Genomic DNA, 26,815 nt, shown 5'->3' with positions numbered 1-26,815 from the left:
CGGCCGCCGGCGGCCCCTTCGCGATCTGGGCCACCCCCGCCACCACGGGCAGCACCTACCAGCGCGGTCTCATCGAGGAGTTCGCCGGGGGAGTGCCGGTCACGGAGGTGCCCTGCCACGGCCTCGCCGAGGCGGTGGAGCACGCGGACGAGGCCGCGATCGACGCCGCCGTCACCGCGGCCGCCGCGCTGACCCCCGCCGACGTGACGACCGTCGTCCTGGGCTGCACCCACTACGAACTGGTCGCCGAGCGCGTCCGCGCCGCCGTCCAGCGTCCCGGCCACCCGCCGCTGGTCCTGCACGGCTCGGCCGGAGCCGTCGCCGCCCAGGCACTGCGTCGCCTCGGCGAACAGCCCGCCCCCGAGGCTCCGGCCGAGGGCAGGCTCACGGTGCTGCTGAGCGGCCGGGAGGGCACCCTGCCCGCGCCCGCCCTGGCGTACGCCGAGGGCCGCCTCCTCCAGACGGTCACGCCCGCGCGCTGACGGCGGCGAGCGGGTCGGCCGCGCCCCCGCCCGGCGCAGCAACCCTCCCCATCGCGCTACCCGTGCGGCGAAACCTGAGTAACCTCGTAGGTATGAGGGACCACCCCCACGGCGAGCACTCCTCGCATCCCGACGTCTGGACCGGGCGCGCCTCCAACCGGATCCAGTGGCTGCTCGCGCTCGGCGGCGCCGCGATCGTGGCGCTGGGCGTCGAGCTGGCCGTCGACTCGGCGTGGACGTCCGGCGTCGCCCCCCTGGTGATGTCCGTGGTCGGCTGCATCGCCGCAGGTCTGCTGGTCCTCTTCCTCACCCTCGCGTTCGTGCACGTGGCCCTCAGGGTCGACATGGAGTCCCTGGAGGTGCGCTGCGGGCACATCGGCGTGCCGCGCCGCCGGATCCCGCTGACCCACGTCGCCGGAGCCGAGGTCGACCCGCACGTCACCCCGCGCCAGTGGGGCGGCTGGGGCTACCGCTGGCGGCCCGAGAAGGGCACCGCCGTCGTCGTACGACGAGGCGAGGGTGTGGTGCTGCGCCTGTGGGACGGCCACACGTTCACGATCACCGTGGACGACGCGGAGGCCGCCGTACGCATCATCCGGGACCGGCTGCGGTCCGGCGCCCACGGTCCGGCGCACTGACCTCTCTTCCGGTCACGGCGTCAGGCGGCCGTCCTCACGCCGTACGTCCTTCTCCCGGGCCGGAGTCTCGTCGGCGAGCGGATGCGCCGTGGCCAGTCCCGCCAGCAGCCCCACGCCCACCGAGACGGTGGTGAAGCTGAGCGCGTTGCCGACCGTGGAGATCGCCGCCAGAGCCGTCAGCGCCGCCCCCGCGGTCAGGACGACCGGCGTGGGCCGCGGCGAGCGCCACAGGGCGTACAGCAGCCAGCAGAACGCCGCCGCCAGCAGCGCCACCCCGACCACACCCTGCTCGGCGGCCAGCTGGAGGGGAGCCGAGTGCGGTTTCCCGTCGGACGCCAGTGTCTGCGCCGCCGTCGTGCTCAGCTCCCCGAACCGGCCCGGGCCCACGCCCAGCGCACCGTCCTCGCGGGCCAGGTGCAGGGCGTCGTGCCACAGCTCGATGCGGTGCGCGGTGAGCTGACCCCGCAATGACTCGGCCGGCCCGTCCGGTACGGCGTTCCCGGCCACCGCCCAGGTCAGGCCCGTCACCACGGTCGCCGTGACCGCGAGCCCGGCGATGCCCGCGCCCCGGCGGCGCACACGGCCCGCGGCCAGTGAGCAGAGCAGGACGCCGGTGCAGGCCACCGTCCCGGAGAGCGACCCGAGGGCGGCCGCGGCCGCCGCGATCCCCACTGCCACCAGGCGCAGAGCCAGCCCCAGGCCCGGTGCCCGTGTCGCCCACGCCGCGCAGCACGCGGCACCGGCGGAGAGGGTCAGCACGGCGGCCGTGGCGCCCGCGAGCCCCAGCGGGGTGGTGATCTCCGGGCCCGGCGCGAGATGGGGCAGCGCCACGGCCAGTCCGAGCCCGGTCAGCGCGGCGACGGCGGGTGCGGCGACCGGCAGCAGCGCGCCGGAGATCCGGCCGGCCGCGTAACCGGCGGCGACCGCGAGCAGGGCGAGCAGCACCCCCTCCGGACGGCCGTCGTGCGCGGCCGCCGTGACCAGCGACCAGGCGGCACAGGCCCCCAGCACCAGCACGCCCACCACGTCGGAAACGTTTCGTCTGTCGCCGTCCGCGTCGGATCCGGCCACAGCTCTCATCCCCGTGGAACCCACCCCGCCCCCCGAACCCCGGTCCCCCGACCTGTGCGGGCCCCGACCGCGCCGGCGTTACCGGCCCGTACGACCAGGACTCCGGCACACCGTAACCGCTGATGGGCGATTTGTGGACGCGTTGCGCGGCGTTGCGCAGGAAGCTGCTGTCCCGGTTTGGGAGCGCGCCCACGGTCACCCCTCGGACCGCGCTGTCGAGGCCAAGGTCAACCGCCGTACACTCCCGGAGTGACCGTCACCGCAACCTCCGTGGACGAGTCGGACCGCCTGGAGCCGCAGCCCGCGCCCGTCTCTCCCTGGCGCGCACGCCTTCTGCGTCTCGTCCCGGCCGCCGCCGCGGCGCTCTCCGGAGTGCTCCTCTACGTCAGTTTCCCGCCGCGCACCCTGTGGTGGCTGGCCCTGCCGGCCTTCGGGATCTTCGGCTGGGTGCTGCGCGGGCGCGGCTGGAAGGCGGCTCTCGGTCTCGGTTACCTCTTCGGCCTGGGCTTCCTGCTGCCGCTGCTGGTGTGGACCGGCGTCGAGGTCGGCCCCGGTCCCTGGCTCGCGCTGGTGGTGATCGAGGCGGTCTTCGTCGCACTCGTCGGAGTGGGCGTCGCCGCGGTGTCCAAGCTGCCGGGATGGCCGCTGTGGGCCGCCGCCGTGTGGATCGCCGGAGAGGCGGCACGCGCGCGTGTGCCCTTCCACGGCTTCCCCTGGGGCAAGATCGCGTTCGGCCAGGCGGACGGCGTCTTCCTGCCGCTCGCCGCGGTCGGCGGCACGCCGGTGCTCGGCTTCGGCGTCGTCCTGTGCGGCTTCGGTCTGTACGAGGTCGTCAGGCTGGTCGTGGAGCGGCGCGGGACGGGTGCCGTACGGCGCCCCGTCGCGGCCGTCGCCCTGCTGAGCGTGACGGTTCCTGTAGTGGGCGCGCTGGCCGCGCGGACCCTGGTGAGCGACAAGGCCGAGGACGGCACCGTGACCGTCGCGGCCATTCAGGGCAACGTCCCGCGCGCGGGGCTGGACTTCAACTCCCAGCGGCGGGCCGTGCTCGACTACCACGTGCGCGAGACCGAGCGGCTGGCCGCCGAGGTCAAGGCGGGCAAGATCGCGAAGCCCGACATCGTGCTGTGGCCGGAGAACTCCTCCGACGTCGACCCCTTCAGCGACGCGGAGGCCTACGCGTCCATCGACCGGGCGGCCAAGACCATCGGCGCGCCCATCTCCGTGGGCGGCGTCGTCGAGCGGGACGGCAAGCTCTACAACGAGCAGATCCTGTGGGACCCGGCCAAGGGCCCCACCGACACCTACGACAAGCGGCAGATCCAGCCGTTCGGCGAGTACCTCCCGCTGCGCGGGCTCGTCGGCGCGATCAACAAGAACTGGACCTCCATGGTCCGCCAGGACTTCAGTCGGGGCAGCAAGCCGGGCGTCTTCCGGATGGCCGACGCCAAGGTGGGCCTGGTGACCTGTTACGAGGCCGCCTTCGACTGGGCCGTGCGCTCGGAGGTCACCGACGGGGCGCAGCTGATCTCCGTCCCGAGCAACAACGCGACCTTCGACCGCAGCGAGATGACCTACCAGCAGCTGGCCATGTCCCGGGTCCGTGCCGTCGAGCACAGCCGGACCGTGACCGTGCCGGTGACCAGCGGGGTCAGCGCGATCATCATGCCGGACGGACGGATCACCCAGCGGACCGGCATGTTCGTGGCCGCCTCGCTGGTGCAGAAGGTACCGCTGCGGTCCTCGCAGACCCCGGCCACCCGCCTCGGGATCCTTCCGGAGATCGCCCTGGTGCTGGTCGCCGCGGGCGGTCTGGGCTGGGCGATCGGCGCCGGGCTGCGCGGGCGGCGCGCCGGGGAGGCGTAGCCGTACGCCGGTCGTACGCCCCGGAAAGATCACCGGGACGGCGGTCGCGGCCGGTTAGGGTCGGGCCATGGCTACTCCTGACTTCATCCGTGAACTGCGGACCTCCATCGGCCACGACCTCCTCTGGCTGCCCGGCGTCAGCGCCGTCGTCCTCGACGACGAGGGCAGAGTGCTGCTCAACCGGCGCTCGGACTCCGGCAAGTGGTCGCTGATCGGCGGCATCCCGGAGCCGGGGGAGCAGCCGGCGGCCTGCGCGGTACGGGAGATCCAGGAGGAGACCGGCGTCGACGCCGTCGTCGAGCGGGTCCTGGTCGTCCAGGCGCTCAAGCCCGTCACCTACGACAACGGCGACACCTGCCAGTACATGGACATCTCGCTGCACTGCCGGGCCGTCGGCGGCGAGGCGCGGGTGAACGACGACGAGTCCCTGGACGTGGGCTGGTTCGCGGTGGACGCGCTGCCGGAGCTGAACGAGTACGCGCTGCTGCGGATCAAGCTGGCCCTGTCGGAAGCACCCACATGGTTCGACCCCACTGTTGCCGAGTGAAGTATGGGTTCTGACCACATGGGGTGCGGGCCGGGCGCTGCCTAGGGTCGGTCCATGACCGTTCGCAGCGTCCTCCCCGGCCTCGGCCCCGGTGGCCTTGGCGCCTCCATGCTCGACCTCGGCGGCCGCACGGCCCTGGTCACCGGCGCCGCCGGAGGCATCGGCCGCGCCTGTGTCCTGCGGCTCGCGGCGGCCGGGGCCAAGGTGCGGGCGGTCGACCGGGACGGCGCGGGCCTGGAGGCGCTCACCGAGGAATTCGCCGGGCTCGCGGGCGCCGTCGAGCCGCACGTCCTCGACCTCACCGATCTGGACGCCGCCGAACAGGCCGCCGCGGGCACCGACGTCCTCGTCAACAACGCCGGGCTGCAACTGGTGCGCCCCGTCGAGGAGTTCCCGCCCGAGGTGTTCCACACGGTGCTCACCGTGATGCTGGAGGCGCCGTTCCGCCTGGTCCGTGGTGCGCTGCCCCACATGTACGGACAGGGCTGGGGGCGGATCGTCAATGTGTCCTCGGTCCATGGGCTGCGCGCCTCCGCCTACAAGTCGGCCTATGTGGCCGCCAAACACGGTCTGGAGGGACTGTCCAAGACGGTCGCCCTGGAAGGCGCCCCCCACGGTGTGACCTCGAACTGTGTGAACCCCGCCTATGTGCGCACCCCACTGGTCGAGCGGCAGATCGCCGACCAGGCCCGGGCGCACGGTATCTGCGAGGACCGTGTGGTGTCCGAGGTGCTCCTCCAGGACAGTGCGCTCAAGCGGCTCATCGAACCCGAGGAGGTCGCCGAGGCCGTGGCGTACCTGTGCGGCCCGTACGCGTCCTTCGTGACCGGCACGTCCCTGGTCCTCGACGGCGGCTGGACCGCGCACTGAAAACGGTAGGGACGCGGAGTTATCCACAGGCCTGACGGGGCGAGCGGATGGTGAGCAATCCTGAGGACATGTCCCGCGATCACGTGCAGCCCGCAGCTCCCTCCCTGGACAGCGCCGAGGTCCCCTTCCTCGAACTGCTGGCCAGGGGCGCCTCTGCCGACGTCTACGAGCAGCCGACGCTCCTCGCCCGGGCCGAGGGCAGGTCGGCCGAACGCGTCGCCGCGCTCGAAGCGGCCAAACGGCTCGCGCTGCGCGTGCGCTCCGAACTGGAAGGGCGGCGCAGACGCGAGGCCGAGCTGTCGGCCCTGTTCGAGACCGCCCACGACCTGGCCGGACTGCGCGACCTGGACGCCGTGCTCCAGGCGATCGTGCAGCGCGCCCGCTCGCTGCTCGGCACCGACGTGGCCTACCTCAGCCTGAACGACCCCAAGCGCGGCGACACCTACATGCGGGTCACCGAGGGCTCGGTCGCGGCCCGCTTCCAGCAGCTGCGGCTCGGCATGGGCGAGGGGCTCGGCGGCCTGGTCGCCCAGACCGCCCGCCCGTACGTCACCGACGACTACTTCAAGGACGACCGCTTCCGGCACACCCTCACCATCGACGCGGGCGTTCGGGACGAGGGCCTGGTCGCCATCCTGGGCGTGCCGCTGACGCTGGGGCACCACGTCATCGGGGTGCTGTTCGCCGCCGACCGGCGCGCCCGGGTCTTCGAGCGCGAACAGACCGCCCTGCTCGGCTCCTTCGCCGCGCTGGCCGCGGCCGCCATCGACGCCGCGAACCTCCTCGCCGAGACCCGCTCGGCCCTCAACGAACTGGAGCGGGCCAACGAGATCATCCGGGACCGCAGCGGAGTCATCGAGCGCGCCTCCGACGTCCACGACCGGCTCGCCGAACTCGTGCTGCGCGGAGGCGGGGTGCACGATGTGGCGGCCGCCGTGTCCGAGATCCTCGACGGCACGGTCGAGTTCACCGACACGGCGCCGACGGGACCGCTGGAGACCTCCCGCGCCGAAGGGCACGCGGTGCGGCACAAGGACGACTGGATCGCCGCCGTCGCCGCCGGTGGCGAACTCCTCGGGGCGCTCGTGCTGCGCGGCCATCCCGGGCTCGATCCCGTCGACCAGCGCACCCTGGAGCGGGCCGCCATGGTCACCTCGCTGCTGCTGCTCGCCCGGCGCTCCGCCGCCGAGGCCGAACAGCGGGTGCGCGGCGAGCTGTTGGACGACCTGCTCGACGCCCGGGACCGCGACCCGCGCCTGCTGCGCGAGCGGGCCGCGCGGCTGAAGGCCGACCTCGACGCCACCCATGTGGTGCTGGCCGCGCGCCTGGACGGTGACACGGCCGACGCGGACCAGGAGGCGGCCGCCCGGCGACGCCTGTGGTCCGCCGCCTCACACCTCGCCGCCACCCGGCAGGGCCTCGCCGCGGCCCGCGACGGCGGCACCGTCCTGCTGCTGCCGCTCACCGACGGCGACACCGCCACCGCACTGGCCCGCCGCACCGCAGGGCACCTCACCACCGCGGTCCACGAAGCGGTGACCGTCGGCGCATCCGCCCCGGTCCGGGACCTCGCCGCCCGCCCCGACGCCGTGGCCGCCGCCTACGAGGAGGGGCGCCGCTGCCTCGACGCCCTGCGCCTGCTGGGCCGTACGGGAGACGGCGCGGCCGCCGAGGACTTCGGGTTCCTCGGTCTGCTGCTGGCCGGGGACCGGGACATCGAGGGATTCGTCGAGCGCACCATCGGCCGGGTCGTCGCCTACGACGAGCGCCGGGGCACCGATCTAGTGCGCACCCTGGACGCCTACTTCGCCGGCGGCATGAGCCCGGCCCGCACCAAGGACGTCCTGCACGTCCACGTCAACACGGTCGCCCAGCGCCTGGAGCGGGTGGGCCGGCTGCTGGGGGAGGACTGGCAGAGTCCGGAGCGGGTTCTGGAGATCCAACTCGCCCTGCGGCTGCACCGGTTGTCGGGACCCGCGAGACAGTGAACCCCCGCACGCGTGGGCGTACGGGGGGCTGCCGGACGGTCAGGCGGTGTGGGTGTCCACGGCCCGTGCCGTGGCGTCCGCTCCCGAGGGCACCCGGTCGTCGGTCGTCGGCTCGACGTCCGCGAGATCCCGGTGCCGGGTCTCCTTCGCGACACCGACGGCGATCAGCGTGAGGACGGCCGCCCCGATGACGTACAGGGCGATCGGGGTGGAGCTGTCGTAGTCGGCCAGCAGCGCGGTGGCGATCAGCGGGGCCGGGGCGCCCGCGGCGACCGAGGCGAACTGGGTGCCGATGGAGGCACCGGAGTAGCGCATCCGGGTCGCGAACATCTCGGAGAAGAAGGCGGCCTGCGGCGCGTACATCGCGCCGTGCAGCACGAGTCCCACGGTCACGGCGAGGATCAGGTTGCCGAAGCCGCCGGTGTCGATCAGCCGGAAGAACGGGAACATCCACAGCCCCACACCGGCCGCGCCGAGCAGGTACACCGGGCGGCGGCCGACGCGGTCCGACAGCGCGCCCCAGGCGGGGATCACCGCGAAGTGCACGGCGGAGGCGATCAGCACCGCGTTCAGCGCGGTCTGCTTGGAGACGCCGGCCGAGGTGGTGGCGTAGACGAGGATGAACGCCGTGATGACGTAGTAGCTGATGTTCTCCGCCATGCGTGCGCCCATCGCGACCAGGACGTCGCGCCAGTGGTGCCGCAGCACGGAGACGACCGGCAGCTTCTCGGCTTCCTCCTCCCGGGCCGCCTTGCGGGACTCGGCCTGCGCCAACGCCTGCTGGAAAACCGGGGATTCATCGACAGAGAGACGAATCCACAAACCGACGACCACCAGGACCCCGGAGAGCAGGAACGGGATCCGCCACCCCCAGCTGCCGAACGCGGAGTCCGACAGGACGGCCGTCAGCAGCGACAGGACGCCCGTGGCGAGGAGTTGCCCCGCCGGTGCGCCGGTCTGTGGCCAGGAGGCCCAGAAGCCGCGACGGCGGGCGTCACCGTGCTCGGACACCAGCAGGACGGCGCCGCCCCACTCGCCGCCGAGCGCGAAGCCCTGCACCAGGCGCAGGACGGTCAGCAGTACCGGAGCGGCGGTGCCTATGGTCGCGTGCGTGGGCAGCAGGCCGATCGCGAAGGTCGCCCCGCCCATCAGCAGCAGACTCAGCACCAGCAGCTTCTTGCGTCCGAGCCGGTCGCCGTAGTGCCCGAACACCAGTGCGCCGAGCGGTCGGGCGGCGAATCCGACGGCGTAGGTCAGGAAGGACAGCAGCGTGCCGACGAGCGGATCGGAGCCCGGGAAGAACAGCTCATTGAAGACGAGGGCGGCTGCGGAGCCGTACAGGAAGAAGTCGTACCACTCGATCGTCGTGCCGATGAGGCTGGCGGCGACGATGCGACGGAGGTTGGCGGGTGGTGGGGGAGCGGTGGTTCCGGAGGCCATGTACGCCACTTCCTCGTGTGCGGTGGGGACGGTACGTGTTCGCACACCGTAGGAAGGGGCAGGTCAAGGGCACATGTGGTGGGGCACCATACTTCGGGGCGTTGTTGTGCGTGGGGCCCCTATGTCCCGGCATGGGGCGCTGGTTGACGGACCGGCCTCCGCCGAGTGGAAGCGCTCCCCCTCAGACCGTGGACGCCGGCACCGGGAACAGCATGCAGCTGCTGGTGGCGTGGGCCAGCAGGCGGTCCTTCCCGTCTATCAGCCTGGCCTCGGCGAGGGCGGTCTGGCGGCCTCGGCTGATGATCGTGCCGATGGCCCGGACCCGACCCGTGTCCGCGGTGATCCGCTTGAGGAACTTCACGGTGAGGTCGAGTGAGGTGTAGCCCATTCCCGGCGGGAGCGTGGACTGCACGGCGCAGCCGGTCGCCGAGTCGAGCAGGGTGGCGTAGACGCCGCCGTGCACGCTGCCGATCGGGTTGTAGTGCTCCTCGCCCGGCATGATCGAGAAGACCACCCGGCCTTCGTCCACCTCGTCGACGGTGAAGTCGAGCGTCGCCGCGATGGGCGCCCCGGGCAGCTTCCCCGACTGCACCTCGCGCAGGAACTCCAGGCCCGAGACGCGCCCCACGGCAGCGGCGGTGATCGAGGGGTCGCCCCACTCGTAGGTGCGTGACCGTCCCATGACTTGGCATCCTCTCAGCTGACTTCGTCGATTGAAGCTAGCCTGCGGCTTCTCTGACTGTCAAAGGTGAAGCCAGCCTCTAGCATGGAGCGATGGAGTGGCTTGAGGTCAGCACGGAGAACTGCCCCGTCCAGCGCACGCTCGATCTGGTCGGCGAGAAATGGACGCTGCTGATCGTGCGGGACGTCGCCTGCGGGGTATGCCGGTTCGACGACTTCCGGCGGCACATCGGCCTGTCGGAGGCGGTTCTGAGCGACCGGCTGCGGAAGCTGACCGCGGCCGGTGTCCTGACGACCGTCGCCTACCGTGAACCGGGCAGCCGGTCCCGCAACGAGTACCGGCTGACCCGCAAGGGCTGGGACCTGTGGCCCGTGCTCGTCGCACTGCGACAGTGGGGTGACACATACGCCGCGGATCCCGAAGGCCCGGTCATGGACATGCGGCACGCGGAGTGCGGCACGCTGGTCCGAGCCGTCGTCGAGTGCCCGACGGATCGCGTCGCGCTCACCCCCAGGGAGGTCATCGCCCGACCCGGTCCCGGTGCACGCCGACGGGCGTGAAGCTCCGAGTGACGCACCGCCCTCCCCGTGTCGGGCTCACGGAGCCCGATGCAGTCCCTTGGATGGATCCGTCGGTGCCCCCGACGGCATCGGGGGAAGGCCCGCGGCCAGGTCCGGGAGGAGGACCGGCTCCAGGCGTACCCGGTCCTGATCGGCGAGGTAGCGCTGCAGCTCAGGTGGTCGATAAGCCGGGTCCTGGTCGTAGCGTGCCTTCGTGGGGACCGCGAGGAACTCGTTCCCGTCGGGCTCGCCCTTGTCGTCCGTCGCCGCGCCCAGCGGGCGGTGCAGTGGTTTGGACAGTCGGTACAGGCCCGTACGTGAGGAGTGCAGCAGGCCCGAACCGTCGGGCCGTACCCGGAAGTCGATGCTCTCCTGGGGCTTCATCACCTTCGGCCCGGTCCCGCCGAGGGCGTCGGCGTCGAAAGAGAGACCGTATCTGCGGGCCTGGTCGACCATCCAGAGCAGGGTGACGTCGGAGAGGCCCGCGTCCTTGTAGCCGCCGCCGACATCGCAGTGCACTCCGGCGAACCAGACCTGCTTGAGCTCCTGGCCCTGCTGGTCGGCGCCGGGCTGCCGGTGCCACAGGGTCGGCCGGAACGCCGAGCGCTGCTCGTCGACGGCCAGGGCGTGGAACGCGGACCGGACCCAGCTGCTCAACTCGGTGTTGTGGAACGCCCAGCGGCGGTTGAACCGGTCCACCGCAGGCCGCAGCAGCGCCGCGTCCGGCACCGGGATGCCGAGGGCCCCGACCGTGTCCCACACCCCGATGAAGCGGATCTCCGTCTCCCGCGCGTACGAGCGGCGGAAGAGCGTGGCCGCCGCGCCGTTCGGTTTCTCCAGCCGGTTCCGGTACAACTCCCAGGCCTCCGGGATCCGGTCGGCGTGGTCCCGTCGCAGCACACCGCAGTTGCGCAGCAGTCCGGCCAGGCTGCGGGCGGTGAACGCGCCCCGGCTGAAGCCGAAGAGGAACAGCTCGTCGTCGGGTTCGTACGTCTCGACGAGGAACCGGTAGGCGGCGACGACGTTCTGGGAGAGCCCGACGCCCAGCGCGCCGCCCCGCAGCCGCTCGTGCCGCTGGGTGCCGACGCCGCTGTGGTAGTAGACGCGCTGCTCCTTGCCGCCGACGGTTCCCGGGCGCAGGGCCAGGGCGACTTTGGCGACGTTGGTCTTGCTCGGCTGGTCGGCGAAGTTCCACGTGCCGTCGCAGCACACGACCAGGCGCTTGGCCATGGCCCTACCTCCTCGCGAGAGCGCGGAGCGGTGCACAGCACCACCATCAATGCTTGCACCGCAACCGGGGCGCCGCCACGCGAGGCACTCGTCGCCACGCCGGGCTGTACAGCGCCCGCCCCCGTTGCCATGCTCGGATCGTGCTGTGGACGGAGGCGCTGTGCTGCCGGACCTCGTGAGGGCTGTGGACGAAGAGCTCCCCTTCGCCGTGTCCCTTCGCCAAGAGCTGCACGCGACACCGGAGTTGGGCGGGCAGGAGTTCGCCACCGCGCGTCTCGTCGCCGAGTCGCTGCCCGTCCCGGCGAGGTTCGTGAACAGCACGACCAACGTGGTGGCACGTGTGGGCGGCCCGGGACCCGAGATCCTGGTCCGCGCCGAGCTCGACGGCATCGAGCTGCGCGAGGAGACCGGAGTCGCCCACGCCGCCACGAACGGACGGATGCACGCCTGCGGACACGACGTGCACTGTGCCGCGCTGGTCGCACTGGTCCGCGCGGCGCACCGGCTGCGGGACAGGCTGCCGGCGCCGCTGCTCGGGGTGTTCCAGGCGAGTGAGGAGCGCGCCCCGTCCGGGGCCGAGGAGGTCCTGAAGGACGACGAGTCGGTCGGGGCCGTCCGGGCGGCCGTGGGCGTCCATGTGCACCCCGAGATCCCCTGGGGATCGCTGGGCGCGGATCCAGGGACGGTCAACGCGGCCACGTACGGCTTCGAGATCCTGGTCGAGGGCAGGGGCGGACACGGCGCCTATCCGCACACGACCCTGGACCCGGTGCTGGCCCTCGCCCAGGTGGTGGTGGCGCTGCACACGATGACCGGCCGCCGCGTGGACCCGCTCAACCCGGCGGTCCTGAGCATCTGTTGCCTCGATGCCGGCTCCGGCGAGAACGTCATCCCGTCCAGCGCACGGGCGTTGGGAACCCTGCGCGCGATGAACACCGACGACCACGAGAGGTTGCGCAAGCTCCTACACACGGTCGTCTCCCAGGTCGCCGAGGCACACGGCTGCGCCGGTTCCGTACGGCAGACCCGGGACGAGCCCGCGCTGGTCAACGACCCCCGACTGACCCTGGCCGTAAGGAGGTTGGCGGAGCGGGCCGGTGTCCGGCTCGCCGAGCCGTGGCGGTCCTGCGGCGGGGACGACTTCGCCCGCTACGGCACCCGCTGGCCATCGGTGATGATCTTCGTCGGTCTGGACAGCGGCCCGGACTTCGTCCCGGCCGGTCTGCACAACCCCTTCTTCATGCCTCCGGACGACGTGGTCGGCCAGGTGGCCCGGGCACAGGCGCTGGGCTATCTGGCGGCGGTCACCAGGACAGGGGGCGGCCTCACACCCTGACCTTCACTATGGGCAGCGACTTGGTCTTCAGACGGCCGAACAGACTGCCGAAGTGGTCGCAGAGCTGGGTCCCGGAGGCACGGTCCTCCATCACCATCACACCGTGCAGCCCGAGCAGGGCGAAGCGGTCGCCGGGCTGGTCGATGCGGGTCGGGATGGTGAACTGCAGTTCCTCGTCGTCGACCAGCAGGATCGACGGGCAGTTCGGCAGGAACGGGATCACCCGCATCTGGATGTCGATCCGGCGGTTGGCCCCGGCCCGCCTGGCGATGTCCATGACCCGGGCCAGATGCTCGAACGCCTGGAGGTCGCCCGCCATGTCCTCACGGCGTAACTCCACGCCGTTCACGGAGCGTTGGACCAGTTCGGCGTAGATCTCGGGGGGCCGCTGGATCAGCCGGTGGTACGAGAGGGGGACGGCGGGCCTGCCGTTGGCGGTCAGTCGCTCGGTGAGGCAGTCCTCTATGGCGTCGAGATACTCGGACCTGTTGTCGGGCGGGTCGAGGAGCGTCGCACCCTCCCCTTCGGGCGGGCTGTAGTCGCTGACCACGTAGATGCGCCGACGGGCCTTGAGGACGGCGGCCGTCGCGACGTCGTACCCCGTGCCGTCCTCCTCGTCGCCCTGGCTGTCGGGGACGAACCGCACGCCCGCGTGGACCAGGTCGATGTGCCGGTCCAACTCGTTGCGCAGACGCGCCAGATGGGTCGAGACCTCACGATTGAGCGTGCTCAGGTCGGTGTGGACCTGCTCCTTGGTCTCCCGCAGCGCGCTGGAGACCTCGTCCTCCGTGGCGAGCCTGAGACGGTCGATCGCGAAGGCGCCCGAGGCGGCCAGCAGACACAGGGCGAGCACGCCGACGCCGACCCGGGTGTCCTGCACCAGCAGCGCGATTCCGTAGCCGGAGGCAAGCGACAGAATGATCTTCAGGAGGTCGATGGCGGTGAAGTGACGCCTGAGGAATCGTCGGAGATCGGATTCGGGCACGGCCTGGTTTCCCCCTCAATTCGGCCGGTTGGGGCACCTCTTGGGCGGAGCGGAGAAGCCCGGTGACTCGGCGTAGCGCCCGGTGCGGTCCTGGACGTCCCGGAAGCGTTCCTGGGTGTGCTGGGCGACGTCCGCGAGCAGCCGCCCCTCGATCTCCGACAGCGGTGGAGTGTCCGATGTCCAGTCCGTGGCCCGAAACGGCCGGTCCGCCTGCGAGTAGGGATCGCGTGACCTGCCCGCCTCGCGCATCCGCGCCACCGTCTGCAGGGCGTCGGTGGCGCCGGTGAGACTTCTGGTTCCGGTGTCCGCGCCGCCGAGGTTCGTGCGCGGCAGGTTCATGTGCCCGAGCCGCCACCGGTCGATGTGCAGCCCGATCGTCCGGGTCAGCCGCTGGATTTCGTGAGACCCGCCCTGCGATTTCCGCGCCAGTGCGGGATACAGGTCCCGCATGAGTTCGAAATGCAGTCCGGCGGAATGGCTTCCGCTGGTCAGTCCGAGGGCTACGCGGATCTCGTGGTACTCCTCGGTCGTCATCTGATCCACCAGCAGATCCGTCATGCGTACGACGGCGTCGAGGAGGCGGTCCGCCCGCCTGAGCAATGGCACGGCCCTGCGCTCCTCCTCGTCCCCCATCGAGTCGACAGCACGCTCCAGGTGGTCGTTGACCACCTGTACCAGCAGCTCCGGCATCTGATGGGCAGCCCGGAACTGCATGAACACCGTGTCCCCGGGCAGTTGCCGCTCCCGCACGGCCGCGCGCACCGCTTCCGGTTGCACGAAGTCGTCATACCCCCTTGGCGCCCCGCCCACGCAGGAGTACTCCAGTGACGCCCGTTGCAGCATCACATAGCGCAGCACATGGCGTTTCCACTGCACCGCCTGCGCGGAGTCCACGAGCGGCTTCAACTCCTGGGCGAGCTCCCGCTCCACGTTCACCAGATGCCGCCAGGACGGGGAATCGACGACGGCGAGGGTGTGCGCGCCGTCCTCCTCGTCGAGGGGGGAGAAGTCCCGTACGAGCCAGGCCAGTTCGTTCCACACACGGCCGAAGCCGGCCATCCACTCGAGGCATCGGGCGGCGCCCGCCTCGTCCTCGGCCCTGAGCCTGTTCACAGCTGCGGCCGCCAGCTCCCCCAGGTTCACCAGGCCGATTTCCGTGGCCTGGAACAGAGCGCGCAGCGCCTGCCACGAACTCCCGCGCTCAGGGACGAACCCGTTCGCAACCGCTTCGAAAAGCGCCGGCAACGATTGCAAATCGTCGTACGAAGCCGCAACTGGAGAGTCCACTATCACCACCCTTCCCTTCGGCCCGATCGGCCAATTCGCGCCAATGTGAGGGCTACGGTACCGCCTCACAGCGTGGGACGCCGTGGGGAGTCGGCCCAGTTGCGGTCTTGATTTGCCTATCGAGTTTCGATAGATTCCCATCGTGCGTCGATAGAAGGATGGGTCATGGGGAAGCTGACAGTGCGTGCGCTGCGTGCCGTACTCGCGGTGGTGCTCGCAGGCACCGTGCTCGTGCAGGTGTTGATGGTGTGGGTGTTGGTGAGCGGGAACGACCCGGAGGACGGCTCGCTGCCGCTGACCGCGTTCCGCGTGTTCACGATCCTGGGTCTGGTGGCGGTCCAGGTCGCGGTGGGCTGCGTGTGGCGGCTGGTGACGATGGTGCGCCGCGGGACGGTGTTCTCCCACGAGGCCTTCCGGTACGTCGACGGCGTGATCGGCGCGATCGTGGCGGCCGCCCTCGTCTGGTTCGCGGTCACCGCCGTCAACGCGCCCGGCCAGCGGGACGATCCGGGGGTCACCGTCATCATGGGCGGGATCGGCCTGGCCGTCCTCGGGGTCGCGCTCGTCGTGCTGGTGCTGCGCATGCTGCTCGTCCAGGCCGTCGCACGCGATGTCGAAGCGTCGCGCATGCAGGCCGAGTTGGACGAGGTGATCTGATGCCGATCGCCGTCGACATCGACGTGATGCTCGCCAAGCGGAAGATGTCCGTGGGCGAGCTGGCGGACCGCGTGGGGATCACGCCCGCCAACCTGGCGGTCCTCAAGAACGGCCGCGCCAAGGCGGTTCGGTTCGCGACGCTGGCCGCGCTGTGCGAGGTGCTGGAGTGCCAGCCGGGCGATCTGCTGCGGTGGGAGGCCGCGGAGGTCGTCGTCGACTGACCTGGCCCGGACGGGAGTTGGCGTCCGACGCCGACGCGCCCGGCCCGATGCACACCGCATCGGGCCGGGCACGTTCGCTTTTAGGCTCAGCCGCCGTTGCCCGGCGTCCCGCTCGTCAGGCCGGTTCGTGCAGCGCCTTCGCCACGGCCGACAGACCCACGATGCTGGAGCCCTTGATCAGGACGACATCGCCCGGGCGCAGGGATTCCCGGAGCAGGGCGATCGCGTCGTCGAGGTCCGGTACGGCGTGCACGGACCCGCCGGCCTCACGCGCGGCGGCCGCGATGGCGTCCGGTCCGTCGCCCTTGCCCACCACCACGAGCGTGTCGACACCGAGCGAGTGCGTCAGCGTGCCGATGGACGTGTGATGGCGGACCGTGTCCTCGGCCATGTGCATCATCTCGCCGAGCACGGCGACCTTGCGGCGCTCGCCCGCCATCCTGGCGAACGTCTGGAGCGACGCCCGCATGGAGGCCAGGTTGGCGTTGTACGCGTCGTCGATGACGGTGACGCCGTCGGGACGCTCCTTGATCTCGAACCGCCCCTGCGAACGAGGCACCGCGCCGCTCAGAGCGGCGGCGATCCGGTCGAGCGGAAGACCGGCGGCGGTCGCGGCGCACGCGGCGGCCACCGCGTTCGCGACCTGGTGCTCACCGAGATGGTGCAGCCGCACCGGGGCCTGCTCCGTCGCGGTGTGCAGGGTGAACGAGGCACGGCCCTCGGTGTCGAGCGTCACGTCCCGCGCCCACACCGAGGAGTCCTGGCCGTCTCCGAAGAACCGCACCTCGGCGGGCGTCTCCCGTGCCATGGGGGCGACGCGCTCGTCGGCGGCGTTGAGGACCGCGATCCCGCCCTCCGCCGCCGCGGGCAGGCCCCGCACCATCTCGCCCTTCGTCCGCGCGACGCCTTCGACTCCGCCCATGGTGAGCAGATGTGACGTCCCGACGTTGAGCACCATGCCGATCTGCGGCTGTCCCACCCGCAGAAGATGGGTGATGTCACCCGGCTTCGCGGCGCCCATCTCCAGGACGAGGTAGCGCGTCTCGTGGCCGGCCCGCAGGACCGTCAGCGGGAGCCCGATCTCGTTGTTGTAGGAACCCGCGGTGGCGACCGTGGGCGCCTCGTGCTCGAAGATCTGGGCGAGCATGTCCTTGGTCGTGGTCTTGCCCACCGAGCCGGTGAGCGCGATCACGACGGGGCTCAGCTGCTCCCGGACGTACCGGGCCAGTTCGGTCAGCGCGGCGACCACGTCGGCCACCACCACGCACGGCCCGTCCACGGGACGGGAGCCCAGCACCGCGACGGCGCCGGCGGCGTACACCGCGGACGCGAAGTCGTGGCCGTCGCTGCGTTCTCCCACGATGGCGGCGAACAGCGCGCCGGACGCCACCTCGCGGGAGTCGGTGACCACCGGGCCGGTGACGGTGAGTTCGGGATCGGTGCCGTCGGGCACCGTTCCGTCCACGACCCGGGCGATCTCCGCCAGCGTCAGAGGGATCATCGCGCCTCCTCGGCGGCGAGTTCGAGACGGCGGGCACGCTCACGCGCGACCGCCTGTCGGGCGAAGGCGAGGTCGATGAGGCGCACCAGCAGCCGGTCCCACGGCAGATCGCTCGCGGCCCAGCCCTTGGCGAACGCCGAGAGTCCGGTGAACCCGGGCATCGTGTTGATCTCGCCGATGTAGACCTTGCCTGCGGCCTCGTCGTACAGGAAGTCGACCCGGGCCAGGCCCTCGCCGCCGATGGCGCGGAACGCCCGGATCGACAGCTCGCGCACCTCGGCGGCGACCTCGTCCGGCACCTCCGCGGGCGCGGAGACCGTGGCCCCGGAGACGTACTTCTGGTCGTAGTCGGAGAGCCCGCCGCGGACCTGGCGCTCGGTCGCCACGGAGGCCTCGACCTCGTCGGCGTCGCCGATGACGCCGACCAGCAGCTCCCTGGCCTCGTTGATGCCCTCCTCGACGAGGACGACGTCGTCGTACAGGAACGCCTGGTCGACGGCCGCGGTCAGCTCGGCCGGTCCGTCCACCCGCGAGACGCCGATGGAGGAGCCCATGCTGGCCGGCTTGACGTATCGGGGCCAGGGCAGGGCGCCCTCGGCCTCCAGCGGGTCCTTGTCGTGCTGCCACTGGCGCCGGGTGCACCAGACACCCGGGACGAGCGGGATGCCGTCGGCGGCGAACGCCCGCCGCATGGCGACCTTGTCCATGCCGACCGCCGAGGCGCCGACGCCGGCGCCCACGTACGGCACGCCGAGGGCCTCCAGGTAGCCCTGGATCACGCCGTCCTCACCGTAGGGCCCGTGGAGGGCGGGGAAGACGACGTCGAGCTGCTCGACGACCGTCTCGGGGGAGTCGGAGGAGACCAGGCGGCCGCCGTGCCGGAGCTCGACCAGGGGGCCCTCGGCGGTGAGCCGGTCCTGGATCGCGGGCCCCTCGTGCTTGGTGGTCGCGGCCTTCTCGACCGTCTCGGCGGCGGGAAGCCTCCAGAGCCCGTCCTTGCCCACGCCGATGGCGACGGTGCGGAACCGGGTGCCGCGCAGTCCACGGATGACCGCCAGCGCCGAGGCGGCCGACACCTCGTGCTCGGCGGACGGACCGCCGAACACCACGCCGACGCAGATCGGCTCGTCCTGCGCTGCCGATATGTTTCCTGGAGTACCCACGCGATTCCTTCCGTCGCACAGCTCAGCCGTCGTCCCCCGCGGCGCCGGGATGGGTTACCGGAGAAGTACGGAAGTGCCGTCAGACTCTTTCTGGTGGGACGGCCCCATGCCACGAGCCGCCCCCGGGTCAGTCGACCGGCGCCTGATTGCCCAGGTGCCGGCTGCCTGTTGCTCGCGAGGATACCGAGATCTTCCGACCTGGTGGCATTGCCCCCGGGAGGGGCTGATCGACGACCGCGACGGGTGATCGTTTCGTTACTGCTTGTCGCGCGGAGCGGACCGTTTGGTGATCTCGTTCCTGACCGTTTCGTGCAGTTCCTCGGAGGTGAAGCCGAGGTCGCGCAGGATCCGCGCGGCCGGGCCCTCCTGGGTGCGGATCAGGCCCAGGAGCATGTGTTCGGTGCCGACCCGGTCGTGACCGAGGTCGGCCGACGCGCGGGACGCCTGGCCGATCGCCTCCTTGCTGTCCGCGCGGAACGCGATGTGGCCCCTCAGGGCCTTCTGTCCGGCGGGCGGCAGGGCCTCCTCGACCGCGTCGCGGACACGCTGCTCGGACCCGGCCTTCGTCGTGAGGATCTCGTACGCCAGGCCCTTCGGTTCGCCGAGCAGGCCGAGCAGCAGGTGTTCGGTGCCGATGGTGTCGTGCTTGTGCGTGCGCGCGGCTTCCTGGGCCAGCACGATGCCGTGCCGGTTGAGGTGGGTGAACCGCTCGAACGGGGTGGGGGTGTGGCGTTGCTGGGCGGCCTGCTTGGACACCCCGATGGCGTCGCCGATCTCGGTCCACGACGCGCCGCCCTGCTTGGCCTGGACGACGTAGTGGTCGATGAGCTGGTCACCGAGGTCGGACAGGGTCTGGGCGCGCAGGTGCGCCTCGCTGATACGGGCGAGAGCGTCGGCGGCGGGGAGTTCCTCGTCGAGGCGGGCGATCAGGTCGGCCAGGCTGATGTTGAGTGGGGTCATGCGTCAACCGTAGATTGACGATTGAGTATCGTCAATCTGTAGTTGACGCTCATTTTCGGACTACCCGGCGGCCAGCTTCCGCAGCACCCACGCCGAGACCGGCGTCGGGAGCGTGCGCAGGGTGCGGACCAGCGTCGCCGTGGGCCAGGGGAAGTACGCCTGCGCCGGTTCCCTCTCCAGGGCGCGTACGACGTACCGGGCCGCCCGCTCCTGGCTGATCTGGAACGGCTTGGGCAGACCGTCCCCGCTGATGCGGTCGGTGGCGACGAAGCCCGGGTGCAGGGAGGTGAACCGGATTCCCTGGGGGGCGAGTTCGGCGCGCGCGGTGTCGACGAGCGTACGGGCGGCGGCCTTTGCCGCGGAGTACGGCCCCTGCCGCGGGATCCCCATCAGCCCCGCGAGGGAGTTGGTGTGGGCGATCAGGCCGCCGTCGGGCTGCGCGCGCATCCGCTCGATCAGCGGGACGAGGTAGTTGACCAGGACGTCGTAGTTCAGTGCCATGATCCGCGAGACGTCCGCCACGCTCACCCGGTCCATCCGCAGGTCCGGTCCCTGACCGGCGTTGAGGAGGACGATGTCGATCGAGCCGTAGCGCTCGACGGCGGCCGCCACCACGTCGGCGGCCGCCCGCGGGTCCCGTGCGTCCGCCGGGATGTCCAGACAGGAGCTGCCCGCGGCCCGTATCTCCTCGGCCACCGCGGCGAGTTCACCCGCCCGCCGTGCCGTGATGACGAACCGGTTGGCGCCCCGGGCGAGTTGGCGCGCCACGTCGGCGCCGATACCCGACGAAGCGCCGACGATCAGAACCGTCCTGTCGGTGATACGCGCCATGATGTCCCTCCGCTCGTGGGGTCGCAGCCTAAGCGGAGGGAGTGGACAGGATGTGGCGGCCCCAGAGCAGCCCAGGAGCGCCGGGCGGTCCGCGGAACGCGGCAGGGGGTCCGTTCGTCTCACAGGGGACCCCGCGTCCCGGCGGGTGCCACGCTTCCCCCACGCATCGCATTCGGGCGAAAGGCACAGCCGATGGCCTTACCCACCCCGCACGGCACACCGGACGACCGTCCGGCCGTCTCCGTGCCTCCTCGGTTGGCCCGTTGTCTGCGGGACCAACTCGCCTCTGTGGCCGAGGAGGTGGAGGAGGAGATCCGAAGACAGGTGCCCGACTACGCGCAACCGGGCGAGTCGGTCGACGGCAGGCTGCGCACCGGAGTCGTCCAGGCGCTGACCCTCTTCGTCGACCGCGTCTGTGACCCGGACGACCGCAGCGACGCGATCGCGGCGACGTACTACGAGATCGGGTGGAACGCGGCCCTGGCCGGCCGCAGCCTGGACGCACTCCAGTCCGCGGTGCGCGTCGGCGGTCTGCACGCCTGGCGCCGAATGGGCCGTACCGCCGACGAGTTGGGCCTGGACCCGGCCCTCGTGTCGACACTGGGCGAGCTGGCCTTCCGGACCGTCCACGAGGTGACCGAGGCCGCCGCGGCCGGCTACGGCGAGGCACGCCTGTCCGACTCCGAGGAACTGGAACGCCGGCGGCGGTCCCTGCTCGACGCGCTGCTCGGCGAACCACCGGCGCCGATGGAGGCGGTCCGGCAACTCGCCCACGGCGCGCGGTGGACCGTACCGGAGCGGGTCGCCGTGGTGGTGTTCGCGGGAGAGCCGTACGCGGAGGGCGGGGATGAGAGAAAGCCGTACGTGAACGGCGGGGACGCGGGGGAGCCGTTCGCCGTCCCCGTGGGCGCCCTGGCCGATCTCCGCGCGCATCCGCCGCGGTTGCTGCTGCCCGACCCGGAGGGTGCGGGCCGGTTCGGGGACCGGGCACTCGGCCTCGCGTCGCGCGGCCGTCCGGCGGCGCTCGGCCCCACGGTTCCGCTTGCCGCGGCCGCGCGGTCGCTGCGCTGGGCGACCCGCGCCCTGCGCCTCGCCGAGCGCGGAGTCCTGCCCGGGCAGGGGCTGTTGAGGTGCGCCGACCACCTCTCGACCCTGCTCCTGTACGACGACGAAGCGCTGCTGGATCTCCTGGCGGCCCGTGCCCTGCGCCCCCTCGACGCGGTGCCGGAGGCACAGCGCGCCCGGCTGCGGGAGACCCTGCTGGCCTGGCTGCTCGGCGGGGGCAACGTCCCGGAGGTGGCGACCCGGCTGCGGGTGCATCCGCAGACCGTCCGCTATCGCCTGCGGCAGCTGGAGAAGCTCTTCGGTGACGCCCTCAACGACCCTGGCTCACGGCTGGAGTTGATCCTCGCGCTGAGGTCCGCCGCGGACTGACCCGGGGCTTCACCCCTTGTCGGGTACCGGCTGCTCCAGGCGGGACAGCCAGGCCGTGAGGAGGGTTTCGAGTGCCGCGGTCTCGGCGGGGGTCAGCAGATCCACCAGTCGGCGTTCGTTCTGCATGTGCTCGGTGAACGCCCGGTCGATGAGGTCGCGACCGGGGGTGGTGAGGGCGACGATCCGGCCCCGCTGGTCGTCGTCGGCGCGGCGGCGGGTGACCAGTCCGGCCCGTTCCAGCCGGTCGATCCGCTTGGTCATCGCACCGGTGGTGACCATGGTGTGCGCGGCGAGCTCGCCGGGCGCCCGCTCGTAGGGCTCCCCGGCGCGCCGCAGGGCGCACAGGACGTCGAACTCTCCCTCGCCGAGGCCGTAGCGGTCGTAGACGAGGCAGAGGTTCGCGGTGAGGCGGTCGCCCAGCCGGTGCAGCCGGCCGATCACTCCCTGCGGGCCGACGTCCAGGTCGGGACGCTCGCGACGCCAGTCGGCCTGGATGCGGGCCACGTGGTCCAACGACTGCGGTTCTTCCATGGGGGTCATATTAGCTTCCCGAGAAGTTATATTGGCTTCCATGGAAGGTAACTTGCGGTGGGTGGCGCTGACGGCCGTCGCGCCGGTGGCCTGGGGGACGAACTACTACGTCACCCACGAGTTCCTCCCCGCGGACCGCCCGCTGTACGGCGCCGCCCTGCGGGCGCTGCCCGCGGGCCTCGTCCTGCTGGGTCTGCGCAGGCGGCGGCCGCACGGCGTGTGGTGGTGGCGGTCCGCGGTGCTGGGGCTGCTCAACGTGAGCGTGTTCTTCGTCCTCGTCTACGTCGCCTCGCAACTGCTTCCGACGAGCATCGCCTCGACGGTGATGGCGCTGTCGCCGCTGACGATGATGCTCATGGCCTGGCCGATGGTGTCCGAACGGCCCCGGGTCGCCCACCTGGGCGGTGCGGCGATCGGGCTTGCCGGAGTCTGTCTCATGCTGCTCACCGGGGCCGGGGGAGTGAGCGTGCCGGGAGTGCTCGCGTCGGTGGCCGCCCTGCTGACGTCGTCCTTCGGTCACCTGCTGACCAAGCGGTGGAGCGACGGCGCCGACGTCCTGGACTCCACCGCCTGGCAGTTGACCTTCGGCGGACTGTTGCTGCTCCCGGTCGCCGGGGTCGTGGAGGGCGCACCGCCCGCGCTCTCCCCGTCGAGCGCTCTCGCCTTCGGTTACGTCACCCTGGTGGCCACGGCGCTGGCCTTCGCCGCGTGGTTCACCGGACTACGACACCTGCCGGCGGGGACCGTGGGGCTGATCGGCCTCCTCAACCCCGTGACAGGTGTGCTGCTCGGTGTCGCGGTCGCGGGGGAGGGGCTCACCCCGCAGCAACTGTGCGGGCTGGTCCTGGTCCTGGCCGGAGTCACCCTCGGCCGTCCCGCGCGTGCGCGTCCGCGCGACGGCGGACGGGTCACGCCTGGCGGATCTCGGCGTTCGGCAGGTCTCCCGGGGTGAAGACGGCCGCGGCGACGCGGAGTTGTGGGGGCAGCGCGGACCAGATTTCGTCGAGGAGGTCGTGGCGGGTCCGGGCGGTGGTGCGGACCTCCGTGAACGGGACGCCGGTGGCGATCTGAGACCCCCGCGAACTGTAGGTCGTCATCAGCACGCCCTCGCCAGGGGCCAAGTCACTGACGCCGAGGGTGAGTCGGTCGGTGGTGGTCCGGGCCCCGGCGCTGCGCCGCGCGGCCCCCAGCCACGCCTGACCGCGCTCCCCGCCGTCCGCGATCACTGTGAGGCGGGGAGTGAAGATCGGCGGATCCGGTTCGTAGTCCAGTCCGTCCAGCGCCAGGAGCGGGGCGAGACCGTCGTCCAGCCGGTCGGCGACGGTCGAGACCTGCTCCCCGTTGCCGAAGACCAGCCGCTCGCCGCCCAGCCGGGCGGCGACGTAATGCCGAAGGCTGTCGTGCTCACGCACATCGGACGGGGCGACGACCAACTCGCCCTCGGGCGTGAGCCGCAGCGTGCGCGCCTGAGAGGCGGCACTGCGCCCGGTGAGGAAGTAGCCCCCGACCCTGGTCCCGTCCCCGACCGTGCACCACAGCACCCCACGACCCGGATAGGAGTTCCCCGCCAGCGCGTCCTTCAACAAGTCCACTGTGCCCTCTCGTGCGTCGCGTTTTCACGTCGTCCGGCTGCCGAAGCCATCCAAGTCCATCGAGCTGTGCGTCATAGGGGCCCATGACGGCTACTGGCCGGCCTCCTTCGACGGCCTGGGTTCCGTGGCCTCCGTCCTGAGGGGAGTGTGGCTCGGGCGGTGCGAGGGAGTGGGGTCCGCCAGGGTGGTGCGCTTGGGGCGGGGCTGGGGTGTGACGTCCTGGGGGAAGGTCAGCTGGGTGTTCATCCAGGTCAGGGCCGCCGGCATCTCCCGCAGCCAGGTCGGGAAGTTGTGGCTGCCGCTCTCCGGGAGGATCGAGGCGACCCGCATCGGCGCCTTGACGGCCTTGATGAAGGCCTGAGTCTCGCCGTAGCCCTTCTCGCCATGCTTGCTGTGGGCGACCAGGACCGAGACCTGCGGCACGGGCAGGTGCTTCAGCCGCCACATCAGGTCGTGCCCGTCGATCCGGGCCTGGCGGCCGGGTCCCGAACCGAAGAGGTTCCCGGTGGTGGGGTCGTCCTTGACCTTGTAGTCGGGGGAGAGCGCCACGGCCGTGGTGTAGACACCGGGGTCGCGCATCGTGAGCTGGAGGGCGCAGCTGCCGCCCGAGGAGTACCCCATGACGCCCCAGGAGCTCGCGTAGTGGCCCGCCCGGTAGACGGACCTGATCGCCTGCGGCAGATCCTTGGCGAGGAACGTCTCGGTCTGCGGCCCCCCGGGTACGTTCACGCACTCGGTGTCGCGCGGCGGGGCGATCGTGGGCCGGATCATCACCACGATCGTCGGCTGCATCTGCCCCCTGGCCTGCAGCTCCGCGACGGTCTGCGGCACCCGCAAATGCTGCGCGAGGTTGAAGATGCTGCCCGGATACCCGCTCAGCGCGACGATCACGGGGAAGCGCTGGCGAGCGTACGCCTTCTGGAAGTACTGCGGCGGCAGATAGACGAACGCCGGATCGACCACTCCGGTGCGCCGACCGATGATCTTGACCGACTCCACCCGCCCGGTGACCGCGGGCGGCCCGTCGGGCAGTCCGTGGACCCGGCTCAGCTGCTGGTCACCGGCCGGCTGCACGAGCCTGCCGTGGACGCTGCTGATGCCGTTCACCGTGGCTGTGCCGTCGGAAGCCTGCGTCACACCGACGGGAGCGGTGTCGACGTCCCCGAACAGCTCACCCCAGGAGCCGAAGAACTGGTACGACGAGTTCACCCCGCACGCGAACGCCGCCACGATCGTCACCTGCGTCACACCGATCGCCGCCAGCCGCCCCAGTACCTGCCAGAGCCCCGGCTTGGCGAAGCGTGGCCACAGCCAGACCAGCAGTGCCACACACAGGGCGGCCAACGCCACCATCGCCCACACGGTCGTTCGGCTGGTCAAACCCATGTCGCTCAGTCCCTGACTTTCCCCGCGCACAGTTCTTACGCACAGGAGGAGGGAGGAATGGCGTTTCGCGTTCCGTAACCAGCAGTTCAGGCAAAAGGTCATTTGACAAGCTCATTCGACGAACGTTGTCATGAGCACATGTTTCTGACCGGGCGCCGGGCGCTGCTCGACGCCGCCCGGGCGCAGTTCACGGCCCACCCGGGTGTGCTCCTGCACGGCCCCGCAGGAATCGGCAAGTCCGCCCTTGTGGCCGCTCTCACACAGACCGCCGACACCGTCCTGCGCTGCGCGCCCGCCGAGGAGGACGCCCGGTTGCCCTACGCGGGGCTCGTCGACCTGTTCACCACGGTCCCGGAGAGCCGGTTGGAGGCCCTGCCGCCCGAGCCGCGGGCGGCACTGCGGGCGGCCCTGCTGCGCGGCCATGAGCCGCCGGACGGCCGCGGTCGCCTGGCGGTGCGCTTCGCGACCCTGGACATCGTGCGGGCCATGGCCGCCGACGGCCCCGTCCTGCTGGTCGTCGACGGCCTCCAGTGGCTGGACGGGCCGACCGCCGAGGTCCTCGCCTTCGTCGTACGACGACTCGAAGGCACCGGCACACGAGTGCTCGCCGCCGAACGCGTGGCCGAGGGCGGCCTGCCCGAACGGCTGCGCTACTGCCCGCCGGGCACCGCCGAACTCGCCGTACCGCCCCTGACGAATCCCGAGACGGCCGCCCTCCTGCGCGCCGAACTCGGCGCCGAACTGCCCCCGGCGCTGCTCCGTGCGATCCAGGACACCGCCGCCGGGAACCCCCTGTACGCACGGGAGTTGGGACGTGCCGCCCTGCACGCCCCGGCGTCCGCCGACTTCGTCGCGGTGCCGCCCGGCCTGCGCAACCTCCTTCTGGCGCGGGCCCGTTCGCTGCCGGAGGCCACCCGGCTCGCTCTCCTCGCGGCGAGCGCGGCAACCCGCCCGACCCTCACCCTGCTGCGCGCCGCGGGCCTGACCGACCCCGCCGCCGACCTCGCGGAGGCCGAACGGCTCGGCGTCGCCACCGCCGATGCCGACGGGACCGTACGGTTCCCACACCCCGTGCTGCGGGCGGCTGTTCACGCCGACGCCTCGGAGCACGACCGGCGTCAGGCGCACGCACTGCTCGCCCGCGCGGTGACCGGACCCGTGGAGCGGGCCCGGCATCTCGCGCTCGCCCACCCCTACGAGGACGAGGAGACGGCCCGCGTCCTGACCGCCGCCGCCGAGTCCGCCCGGCGTGACGGCTCCCTCGACGCGGCCGTCGAACTGGCCGGACTCGCGGCCCGCCGTACCCCGGCCGACCACCCGTCGGAGCACGCCGAACGGCTGCTGGCCGCGGCCGAGTTCGCGTGCGACGCAGGACGGTCGGAGGAGGCGGGCGAGGCCGCCGGGGCCGTGCTCGTCCGCTCGGCCTCCGCGCGCCAGCGGGTGCGCGCCCGCCTTGAACTGGCCGAGCAGATCATCGACGAGTTCCGGGCGAACGCCGGCCGGGTCGGCGGGCCCTTCGAGGGCGGCCGTCTGATCCTGCTGACCACCATCGGCGCCCGC

26 protein-coding genes are annotated in these 26,815 nt (G+C 71.8%); 13 read left to right on the top strand and 13 right to left on the bottom strand.

Annotated elements, in window-relative coordinates; all coding sequences use genetic code 11:
* Together ABZ896_RS39840 and ABZ896_RS39835 are read left to right on the top strand one after the other, a co-directional pair.
* On the top strand, positions 1-482 hold a 482-nt coding region (locus ABZ896_RS39840; protein ID WP_360940076.1), incomplete at its 5' end, for an aspartate/glutamate racemase family protein.
* Between the two features lie 92 nt (positions 483-574).
* A complete protein-coding gene (locus tag ABZ896_RS39835; RefSeq protein ID WP_360940074.1) occupies positions 575-1,120 on the top strand; it encodes a hypothetical protein in 546 nt (181 codons plus the stop codon).
* Between the two features lie 12 nt (positions 1,121-1,132).
* Here ABZ896_RS39835 and ABZ896_RS39830 read toward each other — a convergent pair whose 3' ends face one another.
* A complete protein-coding gene (locus ABZ896_RS39830; protein WP_360940072.1) occupies positions 1,133-2,200 on the bottom strand; it encodes an O-antigen ligase family protein in 1,068 nt (355 codons plus the stop codon).
* Between the two features lie 240 nt (positions 2,201-2,440).
* Here ABZ896_RS39830 and lnt point away from each other — a divergent pair, with 240 nt between their 5' ends.
* From lnt to ABZ896_RS39810, 4 genes are all read left to right on the top strand, one after another.
* Entirely contained in the window at positions 2,441-4,054 is a 1,614-nt protein-coding gene (gene lnt, locus ABZ896_RS39825) for an apolipoprotein N-acyltransferase (protein WP_360940070.1), read from the top strand.
* Between the two features lie 67 nt (positions 4,055-4,121).
* Positions 4,122-4,601, top strand: a complete 480-nt coding sequence (locus ABZ896_RS39820) for an NUDIX domain-containing protein (protein WP_360940068.1) — start codon at positions 4,122-4,124, stop codon at positions 4,599-4,601.
* A 54-nt stretch (positions 4,602-4,655) separates the two neighbouring features.
* Positions 4,656-5,471 (top strand): 3-hydroxybutyrate dehydrogenase, encoded by an 816-nt coding sequence (locus ABZ896_RS39815; RefSeq protein ID WP_360940066.1) that lies wholly within the window; start codon positions 4,656-4,658, stop codon positions 5,469-5,471.
* A gap of 68 nt (positions 5,472-5,539) precedes the next feature.
* Positions 5,540-7,459, top strand: a complete 1,920-nt coding sequence (locus ABZ896_RS39810) for a GAF domain-containing protein (protein WP_360940063.1) — start codon at positions 5,540-5,542, stop codon at positions 7,457-7,459.
* A 39-nt stretch (positions 7,460-7,498) separates the two neighbouring features.
* Here the strand turns inward: ABZ896_RS39810 and ABZ896_RS39805 are convergent, their stop codons facing one another.
* Positions 7,499-8,899 (bottom strand): MFS transporter, encoded by a 1,401-nt coding sequence (locus ABZ896_RS39805; RefSeq protein WP_360940061.1) that lies wholly within the window; start codon positions 8,897-8,899, stop codon positions 7,499-7,501.
* 181 nt (positions 8,900-9,080) lie between these two features.
* Complete coding sequence (locus ABZ896_RS39800) at positions 9,081-9,581, bottom strand: PaaI family thioesterase (protein ID WP_360940059.1); 501 nt, start codon at positions 9,579-9,581, stop codon at positions 9,081-9,083.
* A 92-nt stretch (positions 9,582-9,673) separates the two neighbouring features.
* On the opposite strand from ABZ896_RS39800, the gene ABZ896_RS39795 reads away from it, so the two are divergent.
* Positions 9,674-10,141 (top strand): helix-turn-helix domain-containing protein, encoded by a 468-nt coding sequence (locus ABZ896_RS39795; RefSeq protein WP_360940057.1) that lies wholly within the window; start codon positions 9,674-9,676, stop codon positions 10,139-10,141.
* A 36-nt stretch (positions 10,142-10,177) separates the two neighbouring features.
* On the opposite strand, the gene ABZ896_RS39790 is transcribed toward ABZ896_RS39795, so the two are convergent.
* Positions 10,178-11,371: a DUF2235 domain-containing protein gene (locus ABZ896_RS39790; protein ID WP_360940055.1), complete on the bottom strand. Its 1,194-nt coding sequence runs from the start codon at positions 11,369-11,371 to the stop codon at positions 10,178-10,180.
* Positions 11,372-11,579: 208 nt separating this feature from the next.
* Between ABZ896_RS39790 and ABZ896_RS39785 the strand changes: the two genes are divergently transcribed.
* Complete coding sequence (locus tag ABZ896_RS39785; protein WP_360940053.1) at positions 11,580-12,707, top strand: amidohydrolase; 1,128 nt, start codon at positions 11,580-11,582, stop codon at positions 12,705-12,707.
* Here ABZ896_RS39785 and ABZ896_RS39780 read toward each other — a convergent pair.
* The gene (locus ABZ896_RS39780; protein ID WP_360940051.1) at positions 12,697-13,692 is read right to left on the bottom strand and encodes a hypothetical protein; all 996 of its coding nucleotides are present in this window, start codon (positions 13,690-13,692) and stop codon (positions 12,697-12,699) included. The two genes, ABZ896_RS39785 and ABZ896_RS39780, sit on opposite strands and share 11 nt — an antisense overlap.
* Positions 13,693-13,707: 15 nt before the next feature.
* Entirely contained in the window at positions 13,708-14,835 is a 1,128-nt protein-coding gene (locus ABZ896_RS39775) for a hypothetical protein (RefSeq protein WP_360940049.1), read from the bottom strand.
* 309 nt (positions 14,836-15,144) lie between these two features.
* Here ABZ896_RS39775 and ABZ896_RS39770 point away from each other — a divergent pair, with 309 nt between their 5' ends.
* Positions 15,145-15,636 (top strand): DUF2975 domain-containing protein, encoded by a 492-nt coding sequence (locus tag ABZ896_RS39770; protein WP_360940047.1) that lies wholly within the window; start codon positions 15,145-15,147, stop codon positions 15,634-15,636.
* Complete coding sequence (locus ABZ896_RS39765) at positions 15,636-15,857, top strand: helix-turn-helix transcriptional regulator (RefSeq protein WP_360940045.1); 222 nt, start codon at positions 15,636-15,638, stop codon at positions 15,855-15,857. The genes ABZ896_RS39770 and ABZ896_RS39765 overlap by 1 nt, the downstream gene beginning before the upstream one ends.
* A gap of 115 nt (positions 15,858-15,972) precedes the next feature.
* Here ABZ896_RS39765 and murF read toward each other — a convergent pair whose 3' ends face one another.
* From murF to ABZ896_RS39745, 4 genes are all read right to left on the bottom strand, one after another.
* Positions 15,973-17,358: a UDP-N-acetylmuramoyl-tripeptide--D-alanyl-D-alanine ligase gene (gene murF, locus ABZ896_RS39760; protein WP_360940043.1), complete on the bottom strand. Its 1,386-nt coding sequence runs from the start codon at positions 17,356-17,358 to the stop codon at positions 15,973-15,975.
* A complete protein-coding gene (locus ABZ896_RS39755; RefSeq protein ID WP_360940041.1) occupies positions 17,355-18,521 on the bottom strand; it encodes a D-alanine--D-alanine ligase family protein in 1,167 nt (388 codons plus the stop codon). The genes murF and ABZ896_RS39755 overlap by 4 nt, the downstream gene beginning before the upstream one ends.
* A 255-nt stretch (positions 18,522-18,776) precedes the next feature.
* Positions 18,777-19,481, bottom strand: a complete 705-nt coding sequence (locus ABZ896_RS39750) for a Clp protease N-terminal domain-containing protein (protein WP_360940039.1) — start codon at positions 19,479-19,481, stop codon at positions 18,777-18,779.
* A 60-nt stretch (positions 19,482-19,541) separates the two neighbouring features.
* Positions 19,542-20,312: an SDR family NAD(P)-dependent oxidoreductase gene (locus tag ABZ896_RS39745; protein ID WP_360940037.1), complete on the bottom strand. Its 771-nt coding sequence runs from the start codon at positions 20,310-20,312 to the stop codon at positions 19,542-19,544.
* 192 nt (positions 20,313-20,504) lie between these two features.
* On the opposite strand from ABZ896_RS39745, the gene ABZ896_RS39740 reads away from it, so the two are divergent.
* Positions 20,505-21,746: a helix-turn-helix domain-containing protein gene (locus tag ABZ896_RS39740; protein WP_360940035.1), complete on the top strand. Its 1,242-nt coding sequence runs from the start codon at positions 20,505-20,507 to the stop codon at positions 21,744-21,746.
* A 9-nt stretch (positions 21,747-21,755) separates the two neighbouring features.
* Here ABZ896_RS39740 and ABZ896_RS39735 read toward each other — a convergent pair whose 3' ends face one another.
* The gene (locus ABZ896_RS39735; protein ID WP_360940033.1) at positions 21,756-22,277 is read right to left on the bottom strand and encodes a MarR family transcriptional regulator; all 522 of its coding nucleotides are present in this window, start codon (positions 22,275-22,277) and stop codon (positions 21,756-21,758) included.
* Between the two features lie 40 nt (positions 22,278-22,317).
* Between ABZ896_RS39735 and ABZ896_RS39730 the strand changes: the two genes are divergently transcribed.
* Positions 22,318-23,229 (top strand): EamA family transporter, encoded by a 912-nt coding sequence (locus ABZ896_RS39730; protein ID WP_360940031.1) that lies wholly within the window; start codon positions 22,318-22,320, stop codon positions 23,227-23,229.
* On the opposite strand, the gene ABZ896_RS39725 is transcribed toward ABZ896_RS39730, so the two are convergent.
* A complete protein-coding gene (locus ABZ896_RS39725) occupies positions 23,186-23,869 on the bottom strand; it encodes an IMP cyclohydrolase (protein WP_360940029.1) in 684 nt (227 codons plus the stop codon). The two genes, ABZ896_RS39730 and ABZ896_RS39725, sit on opposite strands and share 44 nt — an antisense overlap.
* Before the next feature lie 90 nt (positions 23,870-23,959).
* Entirely contained in the window at positions 23,960-25,255 is a 1,296-nt protein-coding gene (locus ABZ896_RS39720; RefSeq protein ID WP_360940027.1) for an alpha/beta hydrolase-fold protein, read from the bottom strand.
* Positions 25,256-25,393: 138 nt separating this feature from the next.
* Between ABZ896_RS39720 and ABZ896_RS39715 the strand changes: the two genes are divergently transcribed.
* Positions 25,394-26,815 (top strand): ATP-binding protein (locus ABZ896_RS39715; RefSeq protein ID WP_360940025.1); only part of this gene is annotated, 1,422 nt, incomplete at its 3' end.

The organism is Streptomyces sp. NPDC047072, assembly GCF_040643855.1.
Classification (GTDB): Bacteria; Actinomycetota; Actinomycetes; order Streptomycetales; family Streptomycetaceae; genus Streptomyces.
This window is presented reverse-complemented; position numbering and strand designations above follow the sequence as displayed.

What these genes read in the sequence shown, in the direction of transcription:
- ABZ896_RS39835 (WP_360940074.1), top strand. Translation starts at nt 575, where the DNA reads ATGAGGGACCACCCCCACGGCGAGCACTCCTCGCATCCCGACGTCTGG.
- ABZ896_RS39830 (WP_360940072.1), bottom strand. Translation starts at nt 2,200, where the DNA reads ATGAGAGCTGTGGCCGGATCCGACGCGGACGGCGACAGACGAAACGTT.
- ABZ896_RS39820 (WP_360940068.1), top strand. Translation starts at nt 4,122, where the DNA reads ATGGCTACTCCTGACTTCATCCGTGAACTGCGGACCTCCATCGGCCAC.
- ABZ896_RS39815 (WP_360940066.1), top strand. Translation starts at nt 4,656, where the DNA reads ATGACCGTTCGCAGCGTCCTCCCCGGCCTCGGCCCCGGTGGCCTTGGC.
- ABZ896_RS39810 (WP_360940063.1), top strand. Translation starts at nt 5,540, where the DNA reads ATGTCCCGCGATCACGTGCAGCCCGCAGCTCCCTCCCTGGACAGCGCC.
- ABZ896_RS39805 (WP_360940061.1), bottom strand. Translation starts at nt 8,899, where the DNA reads ATGGCCTCCGGAACCACCGCTCCCCCACCACCCGCCAACCTCCGTCGC.
- ABZ896_RS39800 (WP_360940059.1), bottom strand. Translation starts at nt 9,581, where the DNA reads ATGGGACGGTCACGCACCTACGAGTGGGGCGACCCCTCGATCACCGCC.
- ABZ896_RS39795 (WP_360940057.1), top strand. Translation starts at nt 9,674, where the DNA reads ATGGAGTGGCTTGAGGTCAGCACGGAGAACTGCCCCGTCCAGCGCACG.
- ABZ896_RS39790 (WP_360940055.1), bottom strand. Translation starts at nt 11,371, where the DNA reads ATGGCCAAGCGCCTGGTCGTGTGCTGCGACGGCACGTGGAACTTCGCC.
- ABZ896_RS39770 (WP_360940047.1), top strand. Translation starts at nt 15,145, where the DNA reads ATGGGGAAGCTGACAGTGCGTGCGCTGCGTGCCGTACTCGCGGTGGTG.
- ABZ896_RS39765 (WP_360940045.1), top strand. Translation starts at nt 15,636, where the DNA reads ATGCCGATCGCCGTCGACATCGACGTGATGCTCGCCAAGCGGAAGATG.
- murF (WP_360940043.1), bottom strand. Translation starts at nt 17,358, where the DNA reads ATGATCCCTCTGACGCTGGCGGAGATCGCCCGGGTCGTGGACGGAACG.
- ABZ896_RS39750 (WP_360940039.1), bottom strand. Translation starts at nt 19,481, where the DNA reads ATGACCCCACTCAACATCAGCCTGGCCGACCTGATCGCCCGCCTCGAC.
- ABZ896_RS39745 (WP_360940037.1), bottom strand. Translation starts at nt 20,312, where the DNA reads ATGGCGCGTATCACCGACAGGACGGTTCTGATCGTCGGCGCTTCGTCG.
- ABZ896_RS39740 (WP_360940035.1), top strand. Translation starts at nt 20,505, where the DNA reads ATGGCCTTACCCACCCCGCACGGCACACCGGACGACCGTCCGGCCGTC.
- ABZ896_RS39735 (WP_360940033.1), bottom strand. Translation starts at nt 22,277, where the DNA reads ATGGAAGAACCGCAGTCGTTGGACCACGTGGCCCGCATCCAGGCCGAC.
- ABZ896_RS39730 (WP_360940031.1), top strand. Translation starts at nt 22,318, where the DNA reads ATGGAAGGTAACTTGCGGTGGGTGGCGCTGACGGCCGTCGCGCCGGTG.
- ABZ896_RS39720 (WP_360940027.1), bottom strand. Translation starts at nt 25,255, where the DNA reads ATGGGTTTGACCAGCCGAACGACCGTGTGGGCGATGGTGGCGTTGGCC.